Origin of the sequence: Mycobacterium sp. OAE908, from assembly GCF_017872775.1 — a bacterium.
In the GTDB taxonomy this organism is placed as follows: Bacteria; Actinomycetota; Actinomycetes; order Mycobacteriales; family Mycobacteriaceae; genus Mycobacterium.
In genome coordinates this window covers 4,550,978-4,572,296 of record NZ_JAGGJL010000001.1, presented here as the reverse complement: position 1 = coordinate 4,572,296, position 21,319 = coordinate 4,550,978, and the positions used below count along the sequence as shown (strand labels likewise).

Genomic DNA, 21,319 nt, shown 5'->3' with positions numbered 1-21,319 from the left:
CCGACGAAGGGCCTTCGAGTGGTCAAAGTCTTTCTCGTCGACGACCACGAGGTAGTGCGGCGCGGGCTTATCGATCTCCTCAGCGTGGACCCTGAACTCGAGGTCGTAGGTGAGGCCGGGTCGGTTGCCCAGGCGCTGGCGCGGATTCCTGCGCTTCGGCCTGACGTTGCAGTCCTCGACGTCAGGTTGCCGGATGGGAACGGCATCGAACTATGCCGGGATCTCTTGTCGCGGTTGCCGGATTTGCGGTGCCTGATGCTGACCTCATTTACGTCCGACGAGGCGATGCTCGACGCGATTCTGGCGGGGGCCAGCGGTTACGTCGTCAAGGACATCAAAGGCATGGAGCTTGCGCAGGCCATCAAGGACGTCGGCGCCGGCCGATCGCTGCTCGACAACAGGGCGGCAGCCGCGCTGATGGCCAAGCTTCGCGGGGCAGCTGAGCATTCCGATCCGTTGTCGGGGCTCAGTGACCAGGAGCGCGTTCTGCTGGATCTGCTCGGCGAGGGCCTGACCAACAAGCAGATAGCCGCCAGGATGTTCCTGGCCGAGAAGACCGTGAAGAACTACGTATCGCGCCTCTTGGCGAAGCTCGGAATGGAGCGCCGCACACAGGCGGCCGTGTTCATTTCCAAGTTGGACCAATCGCACCGTCCGCCTGAGCAGTAAGCGTCAGGACGGACGGGTAACGATCACCGGCATCCGCGCCGACTCGGCCACTGCCGAACTGACCGACCCGAGCAACATCCCAGCGAATCCACCGCGACCGTGGCTGCCAACGACCGTCAGTTGTGCAGACTCCGATTGCTCGAGCAGCTGGTGCGCGGGTCGATCGAGAACCACCACACGACGCACTGTGACGTCGGGATAGCGCTCCTGGTATCCGGCCAGGCGCTCGGCCAGCGTCTCTTCGGCCTGCTTTTCCACGTCTGACCATTCGATGCCAGGCAACTCGGAAACTGCGAAGTCGCTCCACGCGTGGACAGCGACCAGTTCAACACCGCGGCGCGATGCCTCATCGAAGGCTAGTGCGGTCGCCGACTCGGAGGCCGGTGAACCGTCTATCCCCACCACGACGGGTGCCACCGCAGGCGTTGGCATCAGCGGATCTTCGTCGTGGATGACGGCTACCGGGCAGTGGGCATGAAGTATGAGATTCGAACTGACCGAACCGAGCAGTCGCCGGCCGATTGCGCCAAGACCGCGGCAGCCGACGACAATCATCGCGGCCCCTTTGGACCGGTCGCGAAGGGTGGGCACCACGGCGGCAGTGACCACCTCCGTTTCGACCTGTATCGAAGCGGATCTCTTGGTCGCGTCTTCGACGGTTCGGACCGCATTGTTCAGGACCTCGCGGCCGTGCTTTTGAACCTGGGCTTCGAGATCACCCGGCATCGGCAACCCGGGCCAGGTCCCCAACGTGCTCCATGGAATGACATGGACGAGTGTCAGCGGAAGGTTGCGCAACGACGCTTCTCGGGCAGCCCAGTCGACGGCGACCCTTGAGGCTGGCGAGCCGTCAACCCCGACGACGATGCCGTGATTGGTTGTGGGCATGGGTATCTCCTGACTTTGTGCGGCCAGTTCGGCCGGTAACGTGTGTCCACTCGGTGTCATGTTTGGTGGTTCCTCCGGCTGTCGTAGTCCGGGGATGGGTTGATTTCGCGGTCCCATTGGGCATATCGCGACCGGTTGAGTCGGCGGCGGACCACGTACAGCATGGCCGTCGAAAATTCGGCTACGCCCAGCCAAATGAGCAAAGCAACGCCGATCGCTTCACCGTCGGCACGGCTGGGCGGCGACGGGTGGCCAACGTTCTCGCCGTCGTTGTTCACCCAAATGCTCTGTCTATCACTGATGTTCACAGGTCCAGGCCATGAGACGACGTCACGATGGGTTCTTCCCGCGTCACTCCAAATGGCTTCGGCACTGAAATCGACGACCCTCGAATGCAAAACTACGTGGCCCTTCTCGGTCGCGGTGGCGATCAGCTGATGCCGCGTCTGCGCTTCGGCCGCATACCTGCCCGCGCGGTCACCATGAACGGACGTCCCGATGGCGGCCGCGATGGGTATCGCGAAAACGGTGACGATGACAGCAATAGCGATAGTCATGGCCTCTATGCGATCCGTGCTGCGCACCAGCGGATTCTTGCGATGGAGCACCCGAATCCACCAAGGGCTTCGCAGGCCAATCGTGAAGGTTTCCATGACGTCTCCCCGGTCATGAGTCCGGCTTGCGCGGGACCACCCATTGATCGTGCCCGCAGCCGGCCAGGCTCCCCAGGGCCGAACGACCCTCAGTCCGCGGACGGATGTCACTGGGCCGATAACACAAAAGCGCAGATCCGACCCTCGTGACCTTCGCCGTGGGACCGGGGACTTATGGCCCCGGTTCTGCTGTTGCTGAGCCAATAGCGTCCGGTATGACGAGCGCGGCATAGCCGCTCATCGCGATGAAGGAGCGCTGGACCATGTGGAGGAATTCTGCGCCGGTAGTGGTCGGTGTCGACGGCTCCTACGCGGCGATCAATGCGGCCAAGTGGGCCATCGACGAGGCCATCAGCCGCGATGTTCCGTTACGGATAGTCCACGTCACCCATATCGAAGGTCATCGGGACACGCCCGCAACGGATTTCCGGCTCGAAGTTCAGTACGCGGAGTCGTCGCTACGCGCTGCGAGTGCCGTCGTCGAGGCAACGGGGAAGCCAGTCAAGATCGAAACCGACGTCATCTGGGGATCACCTGACACCGCCCTGATCAACGAGTCGCGCGACGCGTCCATGGTGTGTGTCGGCTCAGTTGGAATCGGCGCTGTGGCCGAGAGGATATGCGGGTCGACGGCCGCAAGCGTGGCCGAAAAGGCATACTGCCCAGTGGCAATCATTCGGTCACCTCACCAAGCGCCAGCCTCGGAACCCGATTGGATCGTCGTCGTAGTCGAAGATCATGCAGACAACGAATCGGTCATCGAGATGGCTATGGAGGAGGCGCGACTGCGGAACGCGCCCGTGCTTGCGGTCAGCGTCTGGGAAGAGGACTTCGGCGAAATGCCGCACGATGAACCGGATCGCCGTATCGAAAAGTGGAAGAAGCAGTACCCGGACGTTCGTGTCTACCCCGTGAGCACCCCAGACAGCGCGGCTGCATTCCTGGCCAGCCACGAGGACTTGTCGGTGCAACTTGCGGTGGTCGGCGGCGCAGAAGCCAGCGATGTCGCATGCATCGTCGGCCCTCACAGTCATCCAATCCTTGCACACGGTAACTGCTCCGTCCTCGTAATCCATTGAGATGGGAAGTCGCCAGGGGCTTGATCAACCCTGTACCGCCGAACTCGTTGACGGGTCGGTGATTTCACTTCGTGAGCTGACGCCGGCTGACGCCGACGCGGTAGTACAGCTTTATGAATCAATGACCGACGAGGAGCGCTACCTTCGCTTTTTCGCGATGCATCCGGCGGGCCTGGATAGTTGGGCGCGATCAATCGCGCAACCCAGGGATGGCCAATGCTCGCTCGGCGCATTCAGCACGGGAAAGTTGTTGGGTGTAGCCAATTACGTCATGTGTCCGGAACCCGGCGATGCCGAAGTTGCGGTAGTGGTGGCACACGCAGAGCACCTCCGCGGCGTGGGTACTTCGCTTCTTCGCCGCCTCGGACAAATAGCCAAGGGCAATGGCCTGCATCGTTTCGTCGCCGAGGTGCTCTGGGAGAACCACTTGATGCTGCGGGTGCTCGCCGATGCCGGGTGGCCGTGCGCGCGAAAACTCGACGGTTCGGTGTTGACCATCGAGGTCGACTTGGCTCCCGAGACCGATCTACCCGAACGGTGAACCATCCAGCTGCGCAACCACTTCCGACAGTGCGCGCCGCGGAGTTGACGGCAGCGGGTCTGTGTTCACCGGCGCCCAACCGATGCGCAGCAACACTTGTGGGTAGCCGTCGCTTCCGAAGACGTCGGACTGCACGGCAGCCCGCGTTTCAGCAATCTCGAGTGGCTCGGTGATCAGGCAACTCGCCAGGCCCAATGCCGTCGCCGTCAAAAGCACCAGGCTGGTTACCTCGCCAGCACGCAACCGCGCCATGTCGTCATCCTCGACTGTGCCCAGCGCTATGACGGCGGCATTGTCCTCAGTCGCGCTAAAGCCAGGCGCTTGCGCGAGCACCGGCCCCGCGAATGCCCTGGCAGGCATGACAGCCGACGAATCAGGCTCAGGAGTGTTGCGCGCAGGCACGCCGGCCAGGGACCCGTATCGTCCACTCCACGTGGATAATTCGAGCAGGTAGTCAGAGTCGGCCGAATGCCGAAGTGCTGCTTCGGCCGCAAGGTGCTTGAGATTGTCGAGCCCGTCGACACGGCGCAGCATGACGCCAGCACGTGCTGCGCGCGCCCCCATCAGGGCGATATCGCCCTGCGGCACGGGCCACGAACTATAGAACCGTCGGTCGGTTCGACGGCGCGGGATGGAAGCGGCCAGAGCCACATCCATGTCATTGGCCGGATACCGATGAAGCTCGATAGCGGCCAGATGTTGGGGCTCGGCGGGATTCGGGAACCGATGCACCTTGGCCTGCCACCCCAGCGCGGCGAAGGCGACCACGCAGTGATTCAGCGCGGCGCCACAGCTGATCATCATGTCGCGGGTGTCTGGATCCGTATGGGGCAGGTGCAGGTCGGGGTCCGAGTACAGATGCAGGCTGTGCTCCCCGACGCGCCATCGCCACGGCTGTGTGTTGTGCACCGACGGAGCGCGGAGGGCCAGCGACAGCGCTGACCGAATGGTCTCGACGTCTGGGAAATACGCGTTCATGCATCCACGATGACGCCCGGCGTGCTGCCTGAGGAGGGCACAAAGACCCTGCTCTGGGGGACTTGGGGAACCGCCGATTGCGGTGGTCCCGACTGGGATCGAACCAGTGACCTTCCGCGTGTGAGGCGGACGCTCTCCCCCTGAGCTACGAGACCGGGGAGCCCGACCGAATAGGTCGAACGACGTCGAAGACTAGCACGTGAGCGCCTTGCCACCCGAATCCGCAAGGACACTGCGGCGCGCACATACAGCGGGTGATCGTCGCGCGATGAGCCGCCGGGTCCGTGCGAGAGTGCCCAGTCAGGGATCACATGCCGCGATGTGCGCACCGGCCACGGGTTCTCAATCTCTCGCGAGGCGTATCGCCTGTTCTGACCTCGCCGTCAATCGGATTTGTGCGGCTACACTTTGGTGGACTATCGTCGTCCTTCGCGACGGACGACCAGTCGTTCGTGGCGCGCGGATGTAGCGCAGTTGGTAGCGCATCACCTTGCCAAGGTGAGGGTCGCGGGTTCGAATCCCGTCATCCGCTCGAGGGTGCAGTCGCATCAACCCCAGCGGTGGAGTGGCCGAGTGGTGAGGCAACGGCCTGCAAAGCCGTGCACACGGGTTCGATTCCCGTCTCCACCTCCACGTTGGACCCGCGCGATTAGCTCAGCGGGAGAGCGCTTCCCTGACACGGAAGAGGTCACTGGTTCAATCCCAGTATCGCGCACCACTATTGACGCAGTTCAGAGCCTATTTTTAGGCTCTGTTCTGCTTTGCGTGGACGATATGTGGACGATTGGCGTGGGCGGGCAACCCTCTGACAGCCCCGCCCGTGCGTCGCCGCTAAATCCAGTTTTAGTTCAAATCCTGCTGTGCCAGAGGTAGTCCCTCACTGCCGCCCTGTCATTCAGATCCGGAACGACGTAAGAGAGATACACGTCGAAGTCCTGCCCGACCATGTACTCGTGCAGGATGTTGTTGCACGTTTGCTGATTGATCCAATCGACGCCACACTCAGCGCTTGCGCTGGGCGCGGTACCTATCATCAGGCCCGCTCCCAGCAGGCCGATAGCAATAATTCGACCTTTCATTACTTGCCCCCTCCCCCAGTCGCGGACGACGTTACGCGGCCACCATCGGCTAGGTAGTCAAATGGGTTTGCGTTGTGCCGAAGCTCAACCTCACCGGAGACCCGCCGGGCAGACCGACTACTCGCCAATAGCCCGTCCGCCCTGCTGATTGGGATGGCTTTAGAGCATTTGGCACCGACTGGCTGAAACACTCGAAGGAACGACGGTCCCCGCATTGCGGTCCCATTCATGATCGCGGAGTCGAAGGGCGGTGAGACTTTGCTCGCGGCGCAAACGATAAAAGCATTCTTTCAGATAACGCCCCTTTAACCCGCAGGAAGCGGTACCTTTTGCGGATGAAGAAGAGGCTTATCAGCGCCTTTGCCGCCGTCGCACTCATCGCAATCAGTGGGGCGGCTGCCGGCACGGTACGGGCGGTACCTTTTGTACCGCTCAGTCCGGTGGGTCAACTACCCCTCACTCCCACGAGTCAGCAGAGCGCCATCCGTGCCGCGCAAAGTTATCTCGATGTCGCTGGGCTTTCCCGCCAAGGGCTCATCGACCAATTGGTGTCTATCGACGGCTTCTCAACCGCGGATGCGACGTATGCGGTCGACAGCCTTGCTGTCGACTGGAACACGCAGGCAGCCAGGGCCGCGAAGAGTTATCTCGATGTCGCTGGGCTCTCTCGTTCGGGAATGATCGAACAACTCACCTCGATCGATCAATTCACGCCTTCGCAAGCGGCGTATGGCGCAACCGCGGTCGGACTATAGGGCACCAAGACTGAGACGGGCCGATTAGGTGTCGGCAACCTCGAAATGATGGCCTTCTCACGAGACGGACTCATCAGTCAACTCACGACGGGTGACGGATGCACCTACGCCGGGCGGTGTACGGAGTGTCCACGACCGGGCTCTAGGGCTAAGTACGGTGGTGATCGGCAAGGACCAGCCGTGAGAGTGGGGATATGGGAATGGAATTCCTGATTTTGGTGTGGGTGGGTTGCATGGTCGCAGGGGGCGCCATCACCAATTCGAAGAATCGCGGGTGGGGCGTCGGCATCGCCTGGGGCGGTCTCCTGGGGGTTATCGGGCTGATCGCAGCGGCGTGTATGAAGCCTGCAAGCCATGTGCCGCCGGGGATGGAAGCCGCCACCTGTCCTCGATGCAATGCAGTCCAAAACATTCCTAGGGGGGCCTCCTCATTTGAGTGTTGGCAATGCCACTACCTCGCTCGCTCTCTGGCCGGGAAAAAGGCGATAAATGAATGACGACAACCCCAATTACAGGACGTTCTCGGCCAAGCACGCTGATCCGTCGTCGTCGTAAAGCGACTCCGCCCCGGCTGCCGTCGCGCCCAGGCGGGCATGTGGACCGACTGGACGCCAGCTCGGGCATCGCTGAAGCCAATCCGATACCGCCACCGACCGCCGACAACCGGCTTCATTCGACTGGACGTTGATCCGCTAGTGGGCAACTAGTTCCGTGGCAACGAATGACTTGATAAGGACCCTAACGGCGGAGCAACTAGAGTCCGCCCTCCAGTCCGTTGAGCGGACCAATGACATGCTGCCGCCCCGCGAGGATGACAAGGTTGCCGGTCGTATCGCCAGTCGATTCATTGAGGGCCTTCACGCTCGAACGTCTGATGGTGAGTACCGTTGCGAAGGCGCAGCTTTCGTACCCGTTCCGAAACGACGGCTAACAACGCGGCCTGCTGCCGTTCTAGCCTTGCAGGACCGCGTGGTCTTTGAGGCACTGGTCGAAGTCGCCCGGCCAAAGATAGCCAAGTACTTGGTCTCGGACGAGTCTGTCTTATGGCCACGAGCCGATGACTCAGGCCCCAAATGGGCAGACTTCGAACGGCGTCCGACGTCGATGGGCGGAGGGTTCGTCATATCTGCGGACATCGCAGGATTCTACGAATCGGTTGACCATCGCCGCCTAGCTCTGGTGCTCGCGGACGCCGGGGTGCCAAAGTCAGTTCGCGACGCGATCGTTGACGTAGCTGGCGACATCATGAAGGACACCCGAGGTCTCCCACAGGGAGTCGCAACGTCCGATGTACTTGCAACTGCCTATCTGTCCACCGTCGATAGCACGCTGCAACGTGCTGGTCTCGAATTCTGGCGTCATGGTGACGACTACCGAGTCTGGGCGGCAACCTATCCCGATGCACTCAGCGCAATGTTTCAATTGGAGCAGGCGATTCGCGCCGGCGGCCTCTTGCTGAATACCGGCAAGTTGTATCTTCAGCCTTTGGCCGAGTACACAAAGCACCGCAATGACATTGACGACGCATCGTCCGTGTTCCGCGAACGAATGAAGAGTGCTCGCGAACAGGCGTTGACCGAGGCGTCCGAAGAGGACCTGCTGAACGCGGCTGAGAAAGCACAGGTTGACGAGGATATGCAGTGGCGATTCTTCTATCACGGGACCGCCACCCTCAGTGAGTTTCTCGCCGTGCTAGCGCCATCCCTTACGCCGAAGCCGATTGAGATCGTGGCCGAGATGTTCACCGATCTAATGAACGATGAGCCCGACAAGCTCCCAGGAACCCTCGCTCATGCGCGGTTGACGTTCTGCATACGTCGACTTGCACATGCAAAGTCGCCAGCTGCCCTACCTTGGGTCGGCAAGCTACTCGTTACTCGCGCAGACGAAGTACAGGACCTCGCCAACTACATGCTGGCACTGATACAGACCGAGCCGAATAAGGTTGTGGCAGCTTGCCATTACGCACTAACGAATAAGGTTCATATGCTCGATTGGGAGCGCGCATGGATCTATCGCACACTAAGTCGTCGGGCAGATCTCGTACACAAATCGATCCTTGCGGAAGCACGCCGAATCGCAGAATCGGATGCCTCCAATTGGCTCGCCCGAGTTGAGGCCGTTCGGCTATTGGCGCGGGCGGGCAAGCTAGTCAAGGACACGGCACTGCAAGTGGCGGAAAAATCGCCGGAGTGCTTCAAGGGCGACATCGCGGGGATCATCGCGATGGTCGAACGACCAGATTCTTGGACATCGCGATACCTCGACGGCGCACGTCAGGATGCGCTCGAAGCTGTCGTCATCGACGCAGTCCGCGAGAAAGTGCGAAGCCAAACAACGGCAGAGTGAGTCCCCGCATCACCGGATCCCGAGGATCCGGCCGCACGAACGTATCTCGACGCACGGCCTGTAATGCGTGACCCGCGACTCAACGGACCGCCCGTACGCCGGACAGCCATCGGCTGGGACGTCGCGGCCACCGGAGCAGTAGTGGCAGCGCGTCCGCAGCTGGTCGCACATCGCGATCATGTCGGCGGCGCGCGCGCATCTCGGTCAGTGATCGCGCTGGCGGCATTCGGCTTCGATGCGGTCAGCGATGTCGCGCAGCACCGTCGAACCGGGCATGACGAGTCTCAGTCCGTCCATCTCATGCCCTCCGGAAGGTGCCGCCCCAGCTTTGCCCGGCGCGCAGCCGGGCGTCGCGCTCACCGGCTCGGTCCATCGCCGCTTCGGTGTCGGAACCGATCATCAGCGCGAAGGCGTCGAGGGTGGGGTCGACGGCCAGCGCGGCGAGATCGCGCTCACGGATCGCCTCGGCGCGGCGGCGTTGCGCGACGTCGTCGCAGCGGCGGCGGGCCTCGGCGGACCGTTCAGCGCGCTCAGCGGCCAGCCGGTCACGCTGACGCCGGTAATCCCGGCGGGGTCGTCGCCAGGATCTCGCGTTCGTAGCGCGGGGCTAGAAGGCTTGGTGTGCAAGCGGGCCAGTTCGACGTATCAGCCCGGGCGCCGGTCCAACGTTTGGATTAAAAGCGTTGTGCGACATCGGGCGCCGATGGTGGTCGGCGGGTGGGTCGCCGGCCGCAGCGGCACCCTTGGGTCACTGTTGGTCGGCGCCCACGACGCTGTCGGACAGTTTGTGTACTGCGGTCATGTAGGTTTCGGATTCACCGGCCAACTTCGACACCAGTGATCACCCGCTTCGCCGACATCGATGCACGGCCTCACCGTTCAGCGACTTGCGCACCGGCGAGGGCGTGAACTGGGTTGAACCCGTCGTTGTTGTCAACGTCGACTACTGAGAGGTCTCAGGCAAACTTCGTCACCCGTCACTTAAAGGCTTCGCCCAAATAGAGGCATCCTCGGTTCTTCTGCCAACGCACTAATTAACGGGCGCGACAGATGCCTGGATAGGCTCCGACTGTCATCTGGCCACCACACCAATTCGCCTCGAATCGACTGCCCATCGGGCATCCAAGATCCCAACCGATGGCGGACCGAAGGTTGTTTTGTCAAAGAGGGGGAATCCCAGGCTCCGACACGATAAGGTGAAACCGCAGGTCGGCGACGTGAACAAGGGGGCATCATGGCCGAACCGAGTGGTTTATCTCCGCGCGAATTCCTCGACAAGCTTCGGAGCGGCGCGCTCGCTGCACCCGTTGAAGTTGTCGGCATGGTACGAGAGATCGAAGGCAATGACGATGCTCTGGAATTCAGCGTGGATTGCGGAAGTTGGATTTCGATACCGCTAAAAATGATCCAGAGCATCGATTCCCTGGGTGCCGCGCCTTGCAAAGACCACACCCATCACTCTGCGCGAATCCGCTTGAATGAGTCGCAATCCGACGAAGCGACTGTGTTCGCGAAGCTTCTCGCAGGCCATTCCAATAACAGGTCGGCAATGTCGCGGTCGATCGCACCCATGCCGGTCGACCCGGAGGTGATCCGCTGCCGGAGAGAGTGTTACAGCACATATTCCGATTGGGACGAGCGGCAGCGATGCCTAGAAGGATGTGTGCCCCTAGACAATTGGTTAGACCCGGTGTCCTATGCACGCGACCCTCAGTGTGTGTTCTGCCGGCGGGACTGCTACAGGCACTATCGGGGCGCCGCGTTGCGGGACTGCCTAGATAATTGTCCCTGCGATCCCCCGGACGACCGGTGGCGAATGCGCCTTCGCTAAGGAAAGCCACCCGCATGTCGGCAGGCGACGTAGCGTTGTAGTGCGTGCTGGGCGAGTTGGTGCAGACGACGACTCGGAAGTGATCAGCCCTAACCAGTTGCGCCCCAGGCGTCGAATTGCGGTGGCGGGGGCACTGCTGCCCGTTTCGTTTCCCGTTGCTGGAAGGCCGAACTGCGCGGGAAGAATGGACACCATGAGTGAGCGACTTGCTGTGGCGCGACGGATCCGCTGCCGAAGAGTGGACGGCGTCCACCAGCCATTCCCGCCTCTACCGCATTTACCGAAACCGCGACGGGACATGGAAGGTGACCGTATCCGTTGACGACGACAGGAAAGCCAACCTCGCCCGCGGTTGGGCCCGCACTTCCGGTGCGGCAAACGCGTAGCCGAGGAATGGGAGGCGGGCTTCTGCCGCTACGAGATACAAGCGGAATCGCCCGCTATGGATTGGTAGTCCCTCCCAAATGTGGGGTACCGATCGGCAGACCGCAGCAGCGCGATTAGGGGCGCGAACGAGGATGTCGCGACGGCACCCGTGATCGCCGGCGAATTACGGTGCCGGATCCGACCGCGGAACCTATTCCGGGCTCATCCCGTGCAACGGAAGGTGCAGCAGCCGGGGGCGCAGGCGACGGGCGCGTTCGTTTCAACGTAATAACTGAAACGACGGCAGTAACGATTGTTCCGAACGTCGCTGCGAGCGAATTGACCATGAGACTCGCGTTCTGCATCATCGTGAAAACTCCCGGATCGGCTGGGGCAGGCGGCGAAGAAGTCTGCGCGTCAGGTCCGGTCAAGGCCGGGGCGGGCCCAGGCAGCCCCGTGAACTCGGCCACACGCGAATGACTTGCCGACGCCGTATAAAGTCCTGAGACCGTTAGTCCATATGCGAGCAAACCGCACAGGAGTGCCAAAGTCGCGATGACAGCCAGCCTGGCAAGCCGACTCGGGTGAGCGTCGGTTTCGTTTCTTTCCACGCGACCTCCCCCGATAATCCCGCTTTGCTGGGCTAGATCCTAGAAGAAGGTCTTCGGTGAGTATCACGTATTCGGCGCATCGCCATCCTGATCGGAGGCCGTCAGTGACGTCCCCCTCATGAGCAACGCAGCCAGTTGGGTCGCTTCAGCGGACAACAAGTTTCGACAGGGTGGCAAGAGAAGCGCCTAACCCGTCCACGGTGCTCCTAGCCGACGGATTAGCTCGAGAAGGTCGAACAGCGGATGAGGTCAGATGCGACCCAGTGAAGCCCGCGTTACCGTCGAAGATCGGAGGGTGTTGCGGCTCCGCGGCTTCCCTGTCTGGGATCGCGACGACGGAAGCCCAGTAGCCACTCTCGCCGCCGCCGAGGTGATGCCGAGGATGAACGATTCGTCGGGGTCTAAGCCGGTGACGCCGTACAGGGGTATGGGGTCACCGGTGTGCTTCTCATCGATCTGCACGTTGCCCTGCCAGTCAGGATAAGAGACCTCGGCTGGTCCCCAAACGTATTCATCGCCAGCTCAACCCAAGTTCGGGCATCCTTGATCTGATATGAAGCCCACCGACTGCCCGCGTCAGTGCGACTGCCACCACCCCAGCGAGTGCATTTTCAACCGTGCACCCGAGCGGCCGAGCTACGCGGTGGTATGGATCGTCGGGGCGGTCATGGTCGCGGTGGCCGTTGCACTCCTGACCTTGGTGTTGCTGTAACTCGCCCGACAGCGCAGGGCACCCGATATTGCTGTCAGCCTGATTCCCCGTGGCGCATCAACCCATCCAGTTCGTCTCGATGTTTGCTGCAACTTGCGGTAATTTCCGTGGCATGCGGCTAGCCGGAGCCTTCTTCGCCAACAAGGCGGAGGTTGTGGACGACATGCTCAATGTCGAGGGCGGCTTCTGGGCGAGTACCACGGTGCCCTCGGGCGCCACTACGTTCCAGTGCTGCTGCGTCGTGCTCTGCGATACGCGGCGACGCGACGTGGGATTTCACTACACCGTGCACATCGACGCGGCGGGCCCCACCGGGCAACGCTGGACGCCGGCATGGTCGACGAAATTCCAACTCCCCAGCGCGATGAAGTTCATGGTGCTGACCCAGATCACGCTGCCGATCGAGCCCGGCGGAGGGCGGCACGTCTACAGCTTCCGGGTCGAAGGGACCCATGAGCGATTCGACATCCCGCTCGATATCGTCGTGCAGTGACACGATGCGCAGCACAGTCCGGGAAAACGTTCACTGCCCAGACCGCACCCGTTAGGCTTCGCGGAGACCAACCGGTCATGACGACCAAGGGGTGGGACATGATTCGCGTACTTCTCGCCGCCGCTGCGATCGCGGGTGCTGCCGTCAGCACGGCACCGGCCGCCGCCGCCGACAACGGCGACAACATGTATTTCGACCAGCCGGCGCATTACGCCACCGACGTGCCGGGCATGAACTACGACGCCCACCTCGCCGCGCCGTGCGACAACATGGACTTCTTCACCTTCGGGCGCGGGCCCGGCGGCGAGGCCCTGCAGTGCCGGTGGATTGCCAATCAGTGGCCCCCGGTCACGACTGGTTTTTGGGTGATCACATACGAGTTGTTCGGCGTTCAAGAAATCGGCACGCCCTGCCCGAAGCCACAAGCCGCGGCCCAGTCCCCCGACGGGCGCCCGCTGTTGTGCCTCGGCGAGCAAGGTTGGCAGCCTGGCTTCTTCACCCGCGACGGATTCTTCCAGGGCTGACAGTTCGCCGGCGGCTAAGCGCCGCGCAACGTCTGGCTCGGCGGGGTTCCGAACGCTTCGCGGTAGGCGATGCTGAACCGGCCCGCGTGGCTGAACCGCCACCGTCCCGCAATCGCCATCACAGTGTCGACGGTCGGGTCGGCGGCCAGCAGATCACGATGCGCGCGATCCAGACGCACCCGGCGCAGGTACTCCAGCGGCGTCGTGCCGAGATGGCGGCGGAACGTGTACTGCACGGACCGCGGGGTGACATTGATTGCGGCGGCGATGTCGCTCAGACCGATATCCCGATGCGCGTTTTCGTGGATGAACGCGATTGCCCTGCGCAACGTCCGCGGTTGCGCAACAGAGGTTCCGACATAGTTCCGCATTAGCCAGACGCATACCCGGCGCTGAAGAACTCAAACCGCCCCGGCCGCGCGCTGCGCCCTGACACGATCTGCCCCATGACCGAACGCATCGAAGTCCAGCGCACCATTGCCGCACCGGCCGCCGACATCTTCGCCGTTCTGTGCGATCCGCAGGGTCACGTCGCCATCGACGCAAGCGGCATGCTGCAGGACGCCGAGGGCGCCCCCGCCCAGGCCGTCGGCGACAGCTTCGTCGTGCACATGGATCGCGAATCGCTCAACGACTATCCGATGGGCAAATACGACGTCACCGTGACCATCCGCGAGTACGACCAAGACCGGCTCATCGCATGGACGATCCTCGGCCGGATCCGGCCACAGATCGGGCACATCTACGGCTATCGGCTCGAGCCGACGGACGACGGAACCCTCGTCACGTCCTTCTACGACTGGTCCGACATCGATCCGCAGTGGCGCGAGGCCGACATCTTCCCGGTCGTGCCGGAGAGCGCACTACGCGCCACCCTGGGCATCCTCGACCGCACAGTGCACCGCGGTTACCCGGGTTCGTCAACCCGGAGTTGACGAACCCGGATCGTCAACCTAGAGTTGACGTCATGACCGAGTCAGCGAAGATCTCCTATCCCGTCCGCCTCGACGACTTGATCAACGTGATCAAGCAGGTCCACGAGGAACCGCTGGAGCAGCTCACCGACGCAGTGCTCGCCGCCGAAACCCTCGGCGAGGTTGCCGACCATCTGATCGGCCATTTCGTCGACCAGGCACGCAAATCAGGCGCGTCGTGGACCGAGATCGGCAAATGCATGGGCGTCACCAAGCAGGCGGCGCAGAAGCGGTTCGTGCCCAAAGCGGACGCGGCCCTAGATCCGCAGGCGGGCTTCGCCCGATACACACCGCGGGCCAGGAATGTCGTCGTCGTCGCGCAGAACAAGGCCGGTGAAGCCGGCAACAACGAAATCACGCCCGACCACCTACTTCTCGGGTTGTTCGCAGACCCCGACGGCCTGGCTCCCAAACTGCTCGCCGGTCAAGGCATCGACGCCGACAAGGTGTCCAAGGCCATCACCCTGCCGCCGCGCGTCGACGACAGGCCCACGCTGATCCCGTTCAACGGCCAGGCCAAGAAGGCGCTCGAATTGACCTTCCGCCAAGCACTTCGGCTCGGCCACAACTACGTCGGCACCGAACACATCCTGCTGGCGCTGTGGGAGGCCGAGGACGAGGACGGCACGCTGCATCGCCTCGGCGTGGACAGGGACCGCTTCGAACGCGAACTCGTCGCGGCACTCGAGGCGTACACCAAAGCCTGATCTCACATCCTTCTGCGCCGCGGCGACTACATGATGTGAGGGTGCGACCGTTCGAGGACGTGGTGGCCGAGCACGGCGCAACCGTACTGCGGGTCTGCCGTGCCGTCGTCGGCCCGATCGACGCGGAGGACGCCTGGTCGGAAACATTTCTGTCGGCGCTGCGGGCCTACCCCGACCTGCCTGCCGACGCCAACATCGAAGCGTGGCTGGTCACCATCGCCCACCGGCGCGCCGTCGACGTCGGCCGCGCCCGCTCACGCCGTGCCGTGCCGACCGACACCCTGCCCGACCGGCCCGCCACCCATGCCGACCCGGCTTCGCGTGACCCCGACCTGTGGACCGCACTGCAGCGGCTGCCGACCAAACAACGCCAGGCGCTGGCCTACCACCACGTCGCCGGCTTGCCGTTCGCCGAGATCGCCGAACTGCTCGGCAACTCCCCCGATGCCGCGCGCCGCGCCGCGGCGGACGGACTCAAGACTTTGCGCAAGTACTACCGTGAGGACGAAACAGCATGACTACCAACCTTTTTGACGAACTCGACGCCGACGACGGCGCACTGCCGCGGCTTCACGCACGACTGGAGCGAGACGCCGACGCGGCCGACCTGCTCGACGTCGCGTATCGCACCGTCGACACACCCGTCGGCACGCTGCTGCTGGCGGCCACCACCGCAGGACTGGTCCGGGTGGCCTACGACGTCGAGGGCCACGACGCCGTCCTCACGAGCCTGGCCGACCGGATCAGCCCCCGTGTGCTGCGCGCCCCGGCGCGGTTGGACAGTGTGGCACGGCAGATCGACGAGTATTTCGCCAAGCGCCGCAAGGCCTTTGAGGTGACGGTCGACCTCCGGCTGGCCGAAGGCTTCCGCCGCAACGTCATCGAGCATCTGCGCGAGATCGGCTACGGCCACCGCGAAAGCTATGCGGCAGTGGCCGCCGCTATCGGAAGCCCGCGCGCGGTGCGCGCCGTCGGCACGGCCTGCGCCCACAACCCGCTGCCGGTCGTGATCCCGTGCCACCGCGTCGTGCGCTCCGACGGGTCGACGGGCCAGTACATCGGCGGACCGCTGGCCAAGTCGACGCTGCTGAACCTCGAGGCCGCCTGACAGAGGGAATTTCTCCGCGGGCGCCGCGGTAGAACAAGTACATGAAACTCAACGACGCTGCTCGCGAACTCATCGGCGAAGGCGCCGACGCGACATTGGTCACCATCAACCCCGACGGCAGCCCGCAGGTGACCGTCGTCTGGGTGGCGCTGGAATCAACCCCCGACGGCGACGAGCTCGTCTCCGCACATCTGTCCGAGTACCAGAAGACCCGCAACATCCGCCGCGACCCGCGGGTGGCCCTCACCATCCTGTCCACCAAGCACCCGCAGCAGCAGACGCCCTACCTCGCGATCAGCGGGACGGCGAGGATCGAGGAGGGCGGCGCGCCCGCCCTGCTCAAGAAGCTGGCCAAGGCGATGCTCGGCAGCGACGAGCACTTCCCGCCGCCGAACGCTCCGGAAGGATTGCTGACCCGCATCCGGATCGACAAGGTCGGCGGCTTCGGAGCGGTGGCCTCCTGACGTCCAACCGGCTGTAACACGTTTCAGTTTGTGCCATCATGCGTGGATGCGTCGCTGCTTCGTGGTCCTCCTCGCCCTGCTGATGGCCCTCGCCAGTGTCGTAGCCCCGCCTGCGTTGGCTGAGGGCAGCCCGATCGGCAACCTCGGCGACACGCTGCGCGTCGAGTTCAAGGGCATCGTCGCCGACGTGACCGTGCACGACGTGATCCCCGTCGACCCCCCACCGCCGGGGTACGTGGCGACCGGTTCGCCGCGGTGGATCAACCAAGGCGGGCCGTGGAAGGCACTGGTCACCGTCCACACCATTCAGGCGCCCACCCCGTTTGCGATGGCCAAATCGTTCGCCTTCAACGGCGTCACCCCTTATGCCGATGCATACCAGCCCAAGAACACCGACGCCCCGGACGAGCTGATGGCTGCCCTGGTGAATGCGCCGGCGGGGGCAACGGTCAACGGGGCGGTGTACTGGCAGGTCTATCGCGCACTCGTGACGAACGTGGTGCTACTCGACCGCCAGTCGGGTGAGCACTTGGCGCAGTGGAACATCTGGCAGCCGGGAGCGCCGCTACCGTAGAACCGTGGCCATTGATGTCGCGGCGGCCGTAGCGGCCGATCTAATTGAACTCGCCGACGTGGCCGCCCGCACTTTTCCGCTGGCGTGCCCGCCGTCGGCGACGCCGGAGAACATCGCCGCGTTCGTCGCGGAGAACCTGTCGCAGGCGCGCTTTGCCGACTACCTCGCCGACCCTGACCGCGCTGTGCTGTGCGCACGCGACGACGGCCGAATTGCGGGCTACGCCATGCTGATTCGCGGTGTGCCCGACGACGACGATGTGCAGCAGGCCGTCACGCTGCGGCCCGCCGTCGAGTTGTCCAAGATCTACGTGCTGCCCGGCAGCCACGGCGCGGGCGTCTCCGCCGCGTTGATGGCCGCGGCATTGCAGTACGCCACCGATCTCGACGCCAAGTGCGTGTGGCTCGGTGTCAACCAACTCAACCAGCGGGCTCAACGCTTCTACCGCAAGCAGGGCTTTACGATCAACGGCACCAAGACTTTTCGGCTCGGCGCCGGCGTCGAGAACGACTATGTGATGGTGCGCCCGCTCTGACCCGCGGCTGTCAATGCCAACAGTCGTGACGTCGCGCGCAGGTACTTCTTGCGGAAGCCGCCCGCCATCATCTCGGCGGAGAAGACGGTGTCCAGCTTCGTCCCCGATGCCACGACCGGAACGCCTGCGTCGTAAAGCCGATCGGTCAGCGACACCAAGCGCAGCGCGACGTTCTGGTCATCGATCGGGTGCACGCCGGTGATGAACACCTCGCTAACGCCCTCGATCAGCGTCAGATAACGCGACGGATGCATGGTCGCCAAATGTGCGCACAACGCGTCGAAGTCGTCCAGCGTCGCACCGGGCACCTGTGCGGCGCGTTTCGCGACCTCCTCGTCGCTCGGCGGTTCGGGCGCCGGCGGAAGATCGCGATGGCGGTAGTCCGGCCCGTCGATGCGCACGGAGGTGAAAATGCTTGACAGAGCCTGGATTTCACGCAGGAAGTCCTGCACGGCGAAGCGGCCCTCACCGAGTTGGTCGGGCAGCGTATTGGACGTCGCTGCCACCGACACGCCGCGGGCGACCAGTTCGGACAACAGCCGCGAGATCAGCGTGGTGTTGCCAGGATCGTCGAGTTCGAACTCGTCGATGCAGACCGCGGTGTAGCCGGCCAGCAGCTCGATGCATTCGACGAAGCCGAACACGCCTGCCAGCTGGGTCATCTCGCCGAACGTCGCGAACGCCGTCGGCGCGGCGGAGGCCGCAGAGATCGCGAAGTATGACGACGCCAGCAGGTGCGTCTTGCCGACGCCGAAACCACCGTCGAGGTAGATGCCGACCCCGGGCAGTACCTCGTGCCTGCCGAACAACTTCTTCTTGCCTGCCCGTCGCGCGACGGCCTGCTCACAGAATTGCCGACACGAATGCACCGCTGCCGCCTGCGTCGGCTCGGCGGGATCGGGTTTGTACGTTTCGAAGCTGACGTCGGAAAAGGTCGGGGGCGGGATCAGCTGGGCGATCAGCCGCTCGGGCGTCACGGTGGGGTGCCGATCGACCAAATGCGCGACACCACTGGACCCGTGCATGCACGCACCTTAGCGACGTGCTGCAATTCTGCGTATGCCTGACGACGCTGCCGGGATCCAGCTCACAGTGCTTGGCGCCACCGACTCCGTCGACGACAGCCGGCTTGTCGACTTGTACTCCTACCCCGACGGCCTGCAGTCGTGCTGGGTGCGCGGCAACATGATCGCCAGCCTCGACGGCGGCGCCACCGACGACGGCAAGGCCGGCGGCCTGGCCGGTGCCGGCGACCGCGCGGTGTTCTCGCTGATGCGTCACGCCGCCGATGTCATCCTGGTCGGCGCCTCCACCGTCCGCATCGAGAACTACTCCGGCGCCCAACTGCCCGTCGCTGCCCGGCAAGAACGTCAGCACCGCGGGCAGGCCGAGGTACCGCCGATCGCCGTCGTCACCCGTTCGGCCAACATCGATCCGCATGCCCTGCTGTTCACCCGCACCGAGGTGCCGCCGCTGATCCTGACCACCAGCCGGTTCCATGACGACGCACGTCGTCGACTCGGCTCGGTGGCCGAAGTCATCGATGCGTCGGGCCGCGAACCCGAATCCGTCGACAATGCGACCGTCTTGAGAATCCTCGCCGAGCGCGGGCTCTACCGCGTGCTCACCGAGGGCGGCCCGCTACTGCTCGGCTCGCTGATCGAGGAGGGGCTGCTCGACGAGCTGTGCCTGACCGTCGCGCCGATCCTCGTCGGCGGCGGATCCAAACGCATCGTGACCGGCATGGGCAGCGTGCACACCGCGATGCGGCGCACCCACCTGTTGACCGACGACGACGGCTACCTGTACAGCCGCTACGTCAAGGGCGCCTAAGTCGACCATCAGTACATTGGTCAGCATGCATCGGCGTCGTCAGCTCGCAAAAGCCCTGAGCTTGGCAACTGTTTTGGCGTTGGTGACTGCATGCGCGCCGGGTTTGGCCGCCAATCCTCGGTACGCCACCGACTCCGGCGCCGGCCCGCAGGGAGCGCCGCAGACCACCAAACCGCCGACCGGGCCGCCGCCGATCGAGGCGCCGAAAAACGACCTGTCCTGGCGGGACTGCACCTCGCGGCTGTTCAATGAGGCCGCCGTGCCGCCACTGCCCGGCGTGAAGCTGGACTGCGCCAGCTATGACGCCGACCTCGACCCCATCAACGGCGCCAGCGGGACCGTCAGCATCGGCGTCGTGCGGGCCACGTCGGCGCAGACGCCCAAGGACGCCGGACCGCTGGTGATGACCACCGGATCGGACCTGCCGTCGTCGACGCAGCTGCCCGTCTGGCTGTCTCGCGCGGGCGCTGACATTCTCAAGACCAATCCGATCGTGGCGGTGGACCGCCGCGGCACCGGCATGTCGGGTGCGCTGGACTGCCGCGATGTGTTCGACCGCCAGGAGATGATCGACCAGGCGCAGTTCCAGTCGGGCGATGACCCGGTCGCCAACCTCGGCGCCATCACCCAGACCGCGACCACCAGCTGCACCGACACCATCGCGCCCGGCGACTCGGCCTACGACAACGGGCATGCCGCAGAGGACATCGAACGGCTGCGAAGCACCTGGGATGTGCCCACGCTCGCACTGCTCGGCGTCGGCAACGGCGCTCAGGTCGCGTTGGCCTACGCCGGATCGCACCCGAACAAAGTGGCCCGGCTGATACTCGACTCCCCGCTGCCGCTGGGCATCGCCGCCGAGGCCGCGATGGAACAACGTGTCAAAGGTGAGCAGGCGGCGCTCGACGCGTGGGCCGCGCAGTGCGTGGCCACCAACTGCCCGCTCGCGCCCGACCCCAAGGGGGCGATCGACGCGCTGCTGACGTCGGCGCGCAACGGAAGCGGGCCTGGCGGCGCGTCGGTGGCAAGCGTCGCCGACGCCATCTCGACCGCGCTGGCGTACCCGCGCGGCGACCGCGTCAACGCCGGCAACGACCTGGCCGCGGCCGTGGCGGCGGCCCGCTCCGGCAATGCGAACCAGATGACCAACCTGATCACCGCCGCCGAGGCGCTGCGCCAGACCGACGGACAGTTCGTCAACGGCTGCAGCGACTCGTTGAACCGGCCGACGCCCGACCGGGTCCGCGAGCTCGTGGTCGCGTGGCCCAAGCTCTACCCGCAGTTCGGCCTCGTCGGCGCGCTGAGCCTGGTCAAGTGCCTGAACTGGCCGAGCGGATCGGCGCCGCAGGATCCCAAGAACCTAAAGATCCCGGTGGTGCTGCTCGGTGTGCAGAACGACCCGATCGTCGGCAACGAGGGCGTGGCGGCGGTCGCCGCGACGGTGATCAACGCGGGCACCACCAGCAGGCGGGTGATGTGGCAGGGCATCGGGCACGGCGCCAGCATCTACTCGGACTGCGCGCTGCCGCCGATCATCGGTTACCTGGACAGCGGCAACCTGCCGCCGACCGACACATACTGCCCTGCCTGACACGG

The 21,319-nt window shown here is 64.0% G+C and carries 25 protein-coding genes and 4 tRNA genes; 22 read left to right on the top strand and 7 right to left on the bottom strand.

Annotation, left to right across the window (positions count from 1 at the left end):
- Positions 1-18: 18 nt before the first annotated feature.
- Positions 19-669: a response regulator transcription factor gene (locus tag J3E61_RS22625; RefSeq protein ID WP_210085663.1), complete on the top strand. Its 651-nt coding sequence runs from the start codon at positions 19-21 to the stop codon at positions 667-669.
- 3 nt (positions 670-672) lie between these two features.
- Here the strand turns inward: J3E61_RS22625 and J3E61_RS22620 are convergent, their stop codons facing one another.
- Together J3E61_RS22620 and J3E61_RS22615 are read right to left on the bottom strand one after the other, a co-directional pair.
- Entirely contained in the window at positions 673-1,557 is an 885-nt protein-coding gene (locus J3E61_RS22620) for a universal stress protein (protein WP_210085046.1), read from the bottom strand.
- 56 nt (positions 1,558-1,613) lie between these two features.
- The gene (locus J3E61_RS22615) at positions 1,614-2,210 is read right to left on the bottom strand and encodes a hypothetical protein (RefSeq protein WP_210085045.1); all 597 of its coding nucleotides are present in this window, start codon (positions 2,208-2,210) and stop codon (positions 1,614-1,616) included.
- Positions 2,211-2,473: 263 nt separating this feature from the next.
- Here J3E61_RS22615 and J3E61_RS22610 point away from each other — a divergent pair, with 263 nt between their 5' ends.
- Positions 2,474-3,289: a universal stress protein gene (locus tag J3E61_RS22610; protein WP_210085044.1), complete on the top strand. Its 816-nt coding sequence runs from the start codon at positions 2,474-2,476 to the stop codon at positions 3,287-3,289.
- Between the two features lies 1 nt (position 3,290).
- Positions 3,291-3,830, top strand: coding sequence for a GNAT family N-acetyltransferase (locus tag J3E61_RS22605; protein ID WP_210085043.1), 540 nt, complete (start codon positions 3,291-3,293; stop codon positions 3,828-3,830).
- Here J3E61_RS22605 and J3E61_RS22600 read toward each other — a convergent pair.
- Both J3E61_RS22600 and J3E61_RS22595 read right to left on the bottom strand, forming a co-directional pair.
- The gene (locus J3E61_RS22600; protein WP_210085042.1) at positions 3,816-4,808 is read right to left on the bottom strand and encodes an NAD(P)H nitroreductase; all 993 of its coding nucleotides are present in this window, start codon (positions 4,806-4,808) and stop codon (positions 3,816-3,818) included. The genes J3E61_RS22605 and J3E61_RS22600 overlap by 15 nt on opposite strands.
- An 83-nt stretch (positions 4,809-4,891) precedes the next feature.
- Positions 4,892-4,963, bottom strand: a tRNA-Val gene (locus J3E61_RS22595).
- A 304-nt stretch (positions 4,964-5,267) separates the two neighbouring features.
- Here J3E61_RS22595 and J3E61_RS22590 point away from each other — a divergent pair.
- From J3E61_RS22590 to J3E61_RS22580, 3 genes are all read left to right on the top strand, one after another.
- Positions 5,268-5,340: transfer RNA gene (locus J3E61_RS22590), tRNA-Gly, on the top strand.
- A gap of 27 nt (positions 5,341-5,367) precedes the next feature.
- Positions 5,368-5,441: transfer RNA gene (locus tag J3E61_RS22585), tRNA-Cys, on the top strand.
- Between the two features lie 10 nt (positions 5,442-5,451).
- Positions 5,452-5,526: transfer RNA gene (locus J3E61_RS22580), tRNA-Val, on the top strand.
- A 130-nt stretch (positions 5,527-5,656) separates the two neighbouring features.
- On the opposite strand, the gene J3E61_RS22575 is transcribed toward J3E61_RS22580, so the two are convergent.
- Positions 5,657-5,887 carry a hypothetical protein gene (locus J3E61_RS22575; protein WP_210085041.1) on the bottom strand — a complete coding sequence of 77 codons (231 nt, stop codon included), beginning with the start codon at positions 5,885-5,887 and terminating at the stop codon, positions 5,657-5,659.
- 335 nt (positions 5,888-6,222) lie between these two features.
- Between J3E61_RS22575 and J3E61_RS22570 the strand changes: the two genes are divergently transcribed.
- The 7 genes from J3E61_RS22570 to J3E61_RS22540 all read left to right on the top strand — a co-directional run bounded on the left by J3E61_RS22570 (position 6,223) and on the right by J3E61_RS22540 (position 13,528).
- Entirely contained in the window at positions 6,223-6,642 is a 420-nt protein-coding gene (locus tag J3E61_RS22570) for an Ltp family lipoprotein (protein WP_210085040.1), read from the top strand.
- A gap of 957 nt (positions 6,643-7,599) precedes the next feature.
- Positions 7,600-8,991 carry an RNA-directed DNA polymerase gene (locus J3E61_RS22565; protein WP_210085039.1) on the top strand — a complete coding sequence of 464 codons (1,392 nt, stop codon included), beginning with the start codon at positions 7,600-7,602 and terminating at the stop codon, positions 8,989-8,991.
- 328 nt (positions 8,992-9,319) lie between these two features.
- Positions 9,320-9,832 carry a hypothetical protein gene (locus J3E61_RS22560; RefSeq protein ID WP_210085038.1) on the top strand — a complete coding sequence of 171 codons (513 nt, stop codon included), beginning with the start codon at positions 9,320-9,322 and terminating at the stop codon, positions 9,830-9,832.
- Between the two features lie 1,187 nt (positions 9,833-11,019).
- A complete protein-coding gene (locus tag J3E61_RS22555; RefSeq protein WP_210085037.1) occupies positions 11,020-11,208 on the top strand; it encodes a hypothetical protein in 189 nt (62 codons plus the stop codon).
- Between the two features lie 1,144 nt (positions 11,209-12,352).
- On the top strand, positions 12,353-12,511 hold the full coding sequence (locus J3E61_RS22550) for a hypothetical protein (RefSeq protein WP_210085036.1): 159 nt from the start codon (positions 12,353-12,355) through the stop codon (positions 12,509-12,511).
- Positions 12,512-12,623: 112 nt separating this feature from the next.
- A complete protein-coding gene (locus tag J3E61_RS22545; protein ID WP_192720847.1) occupies positions 12,624-13,004 on the top strand; it encodes a hypothetical protein in 381 nt (126 codons plus the stop codon).
- A gap of 98 nt (positions 13,005-13,102) precedes the next feature.
- Positions 13,103-13,528 carry a hypothetical protein gene (locus J3E61_RS22540; protein WP_210085662.1) on the top strand — a complete coding sequence of 142 codons (426 nt, stop codon included), beginning with the start codon at positions 13,103-13,105 and terminating at the stop codon, positions 13,526-13,528.
- A 14-nt stretch (positions 13,529-13,542) separates the two neighbouring features.
- Here the strand turns inward: J3E61_RS22540 and J3E61_RS22535 are convergent, their stop codons facing one another.
- A complete protein-coding gene (locus J3E61_RS22535) occupies positions 13,543-13,899 on the bottom strand; it encodes a helix-turn-helix domain-containing protein (RefSeq protein ID WP_192720848.1) in 357 nt (118 codons plus the stop codon).
- A 75-nt stretch (positions 13,900-13,974) separates the two neighbouring features.
- Here J3E61_RS22535 and J3E61_RS22530 point away from each other — a divergent pair, with 75 nt between their 5' ends.
- Genes J3E61_RS22530 through J3E61_RS22500 form a run of 7 tightly spaced genes read left to right on the top strand, consistent with a single transcriptional unit; the run spans position 13,975 to position 17,890 of the window.
- The gene (locus J3E61_RS22530; protein WP_210085035.1) at positions 13,975-14,463 is read left to right on the top strand and encodes an SRPBCC family protein; all 489 of its coding nucleotides are present in this window, start codon (positions 13,975-13,977) and stop codon (positions 14,461-14,463) included.
- Between the two features lie 32 nt (positions 14,464-14,495).
- The gene (locus J3E61_RS22525) at positions 14,496-15,209 is read left to right on the top strand and encodes an ATP-dependent Clp protease ATP-binding subunit (RefSeq protein ID WP_192720850.1); all 714 of its coding nucleotides are present in this window, start codon (positions 14,496-14,498) and stop codon (positions 15,207-15,209) included.
- Between the two features lie 35 nt (positions 15,210-15,244).
- Positions 15,245-15,727 carry a sigma-70 family RNA polymerase sigma factor gene (locus tag J3E61_RS22520; protein ID WP_210085034.1) on the top strand — a complete coding sequence of 161 codons (483 nt, stop codon included), beginning with the start codon at positions 15,245-15,247 and terminating at the stop codon, positions 15,725-15,727.
- The gene (locus J3E61_RS22515) at positions 15,724-16,317 is read left to right on the top strand and encodes a methylated-DNA--[protein]-cysteine S-methyltransferase (protein WP_210085033.1); all 594 of its coding nucleotides are present in this window, start codon (positions 15,724-15,726) and stop codon (positions 16,315-16,317) included. The genes J3E61_RS22520 and J3E61_RS22515 overlap by 4 nt, the downstream gene beginning before the upstream one ends.
- Positions 16,318-16,358: 41 nt before the next feature.
- Complete coding sequence (locus J3E61_RS22510) at positions 16,359-16,781, top strand: TIGR03618 family F420-dependent PPOX class oxidoreductase (protein ID WP_192720853.1); 423 nt, start codon at positions 16,359-16,361, stop codon at positions 16,779-16,781.
- A 46-nt stretch (positions 16,782-16,827) separates the two neighbouring features.
- Positions 16,828-17,355 carry a hypothetical protein gene (locus J3E61_RS22505; protein ID WP_210085032.1) on the top strand — a complete coding sequence of 176 codons (528 nt, stop codon included), beginning with the start codon at positions 16,828-16,830 and terminating at the stop codon, positions 17,353-17,355.
- 4 nt (positions 17,356-17,359) lie between these two features.
- Entirely contained in the window at positions 17,360-17,890 is a 531-nt protein-coding gene (locus J3E61_RS22500; protein WP_210085031.1) for a GNAT family N-acetyltransferase, read from the top strand.
- Here the strand turns inward: J3E61_RS22500 and zapE are convergent.
- A complete protein-coding gene (zapE, locus tag J3E61_RS22495; protein WP_210085030.1) occupies positions 17,866-18,915 on the bottom strand; it encodes a cell division protein ZapE in 1,050 nt (349 codons plus the stop codon). The genes J3E61_RS22500 and zapE overlap by 25 nt on opposite strands.
- A gap of 34 nt (positions 18,916-18,949) precedes the next feature.
- On the opposite strand from zapE, the gene J3E61_RS22490 reads away from it, so the two are divergent.
- Complete coding sequence (locus J3E61_RS22490) at positions 18,950-19,723, top strand: pyrimidine reductase family protein (protein ID WP_210085029.1); 774 nt, start codon at positions 18,950-18,952, stop codon at positions 19,721-19,723.
- A 25-nt stretch (positions 19,724-19,748) separates the two neighbouring features.
- Positions 19,749-21,314 (top strand): alpha/beta fold hydrolase, encoded by a 1,566-nt coding sequence (locus J3E61_RS22485; RefSeq protein WP_192720858.1) that lies wholly within the window; start codon positions 19,749-19,751, stop codon positions 21,312-21,314.
- Positions 21,315-21,319 lie beyond the last annotated feature (5 nt).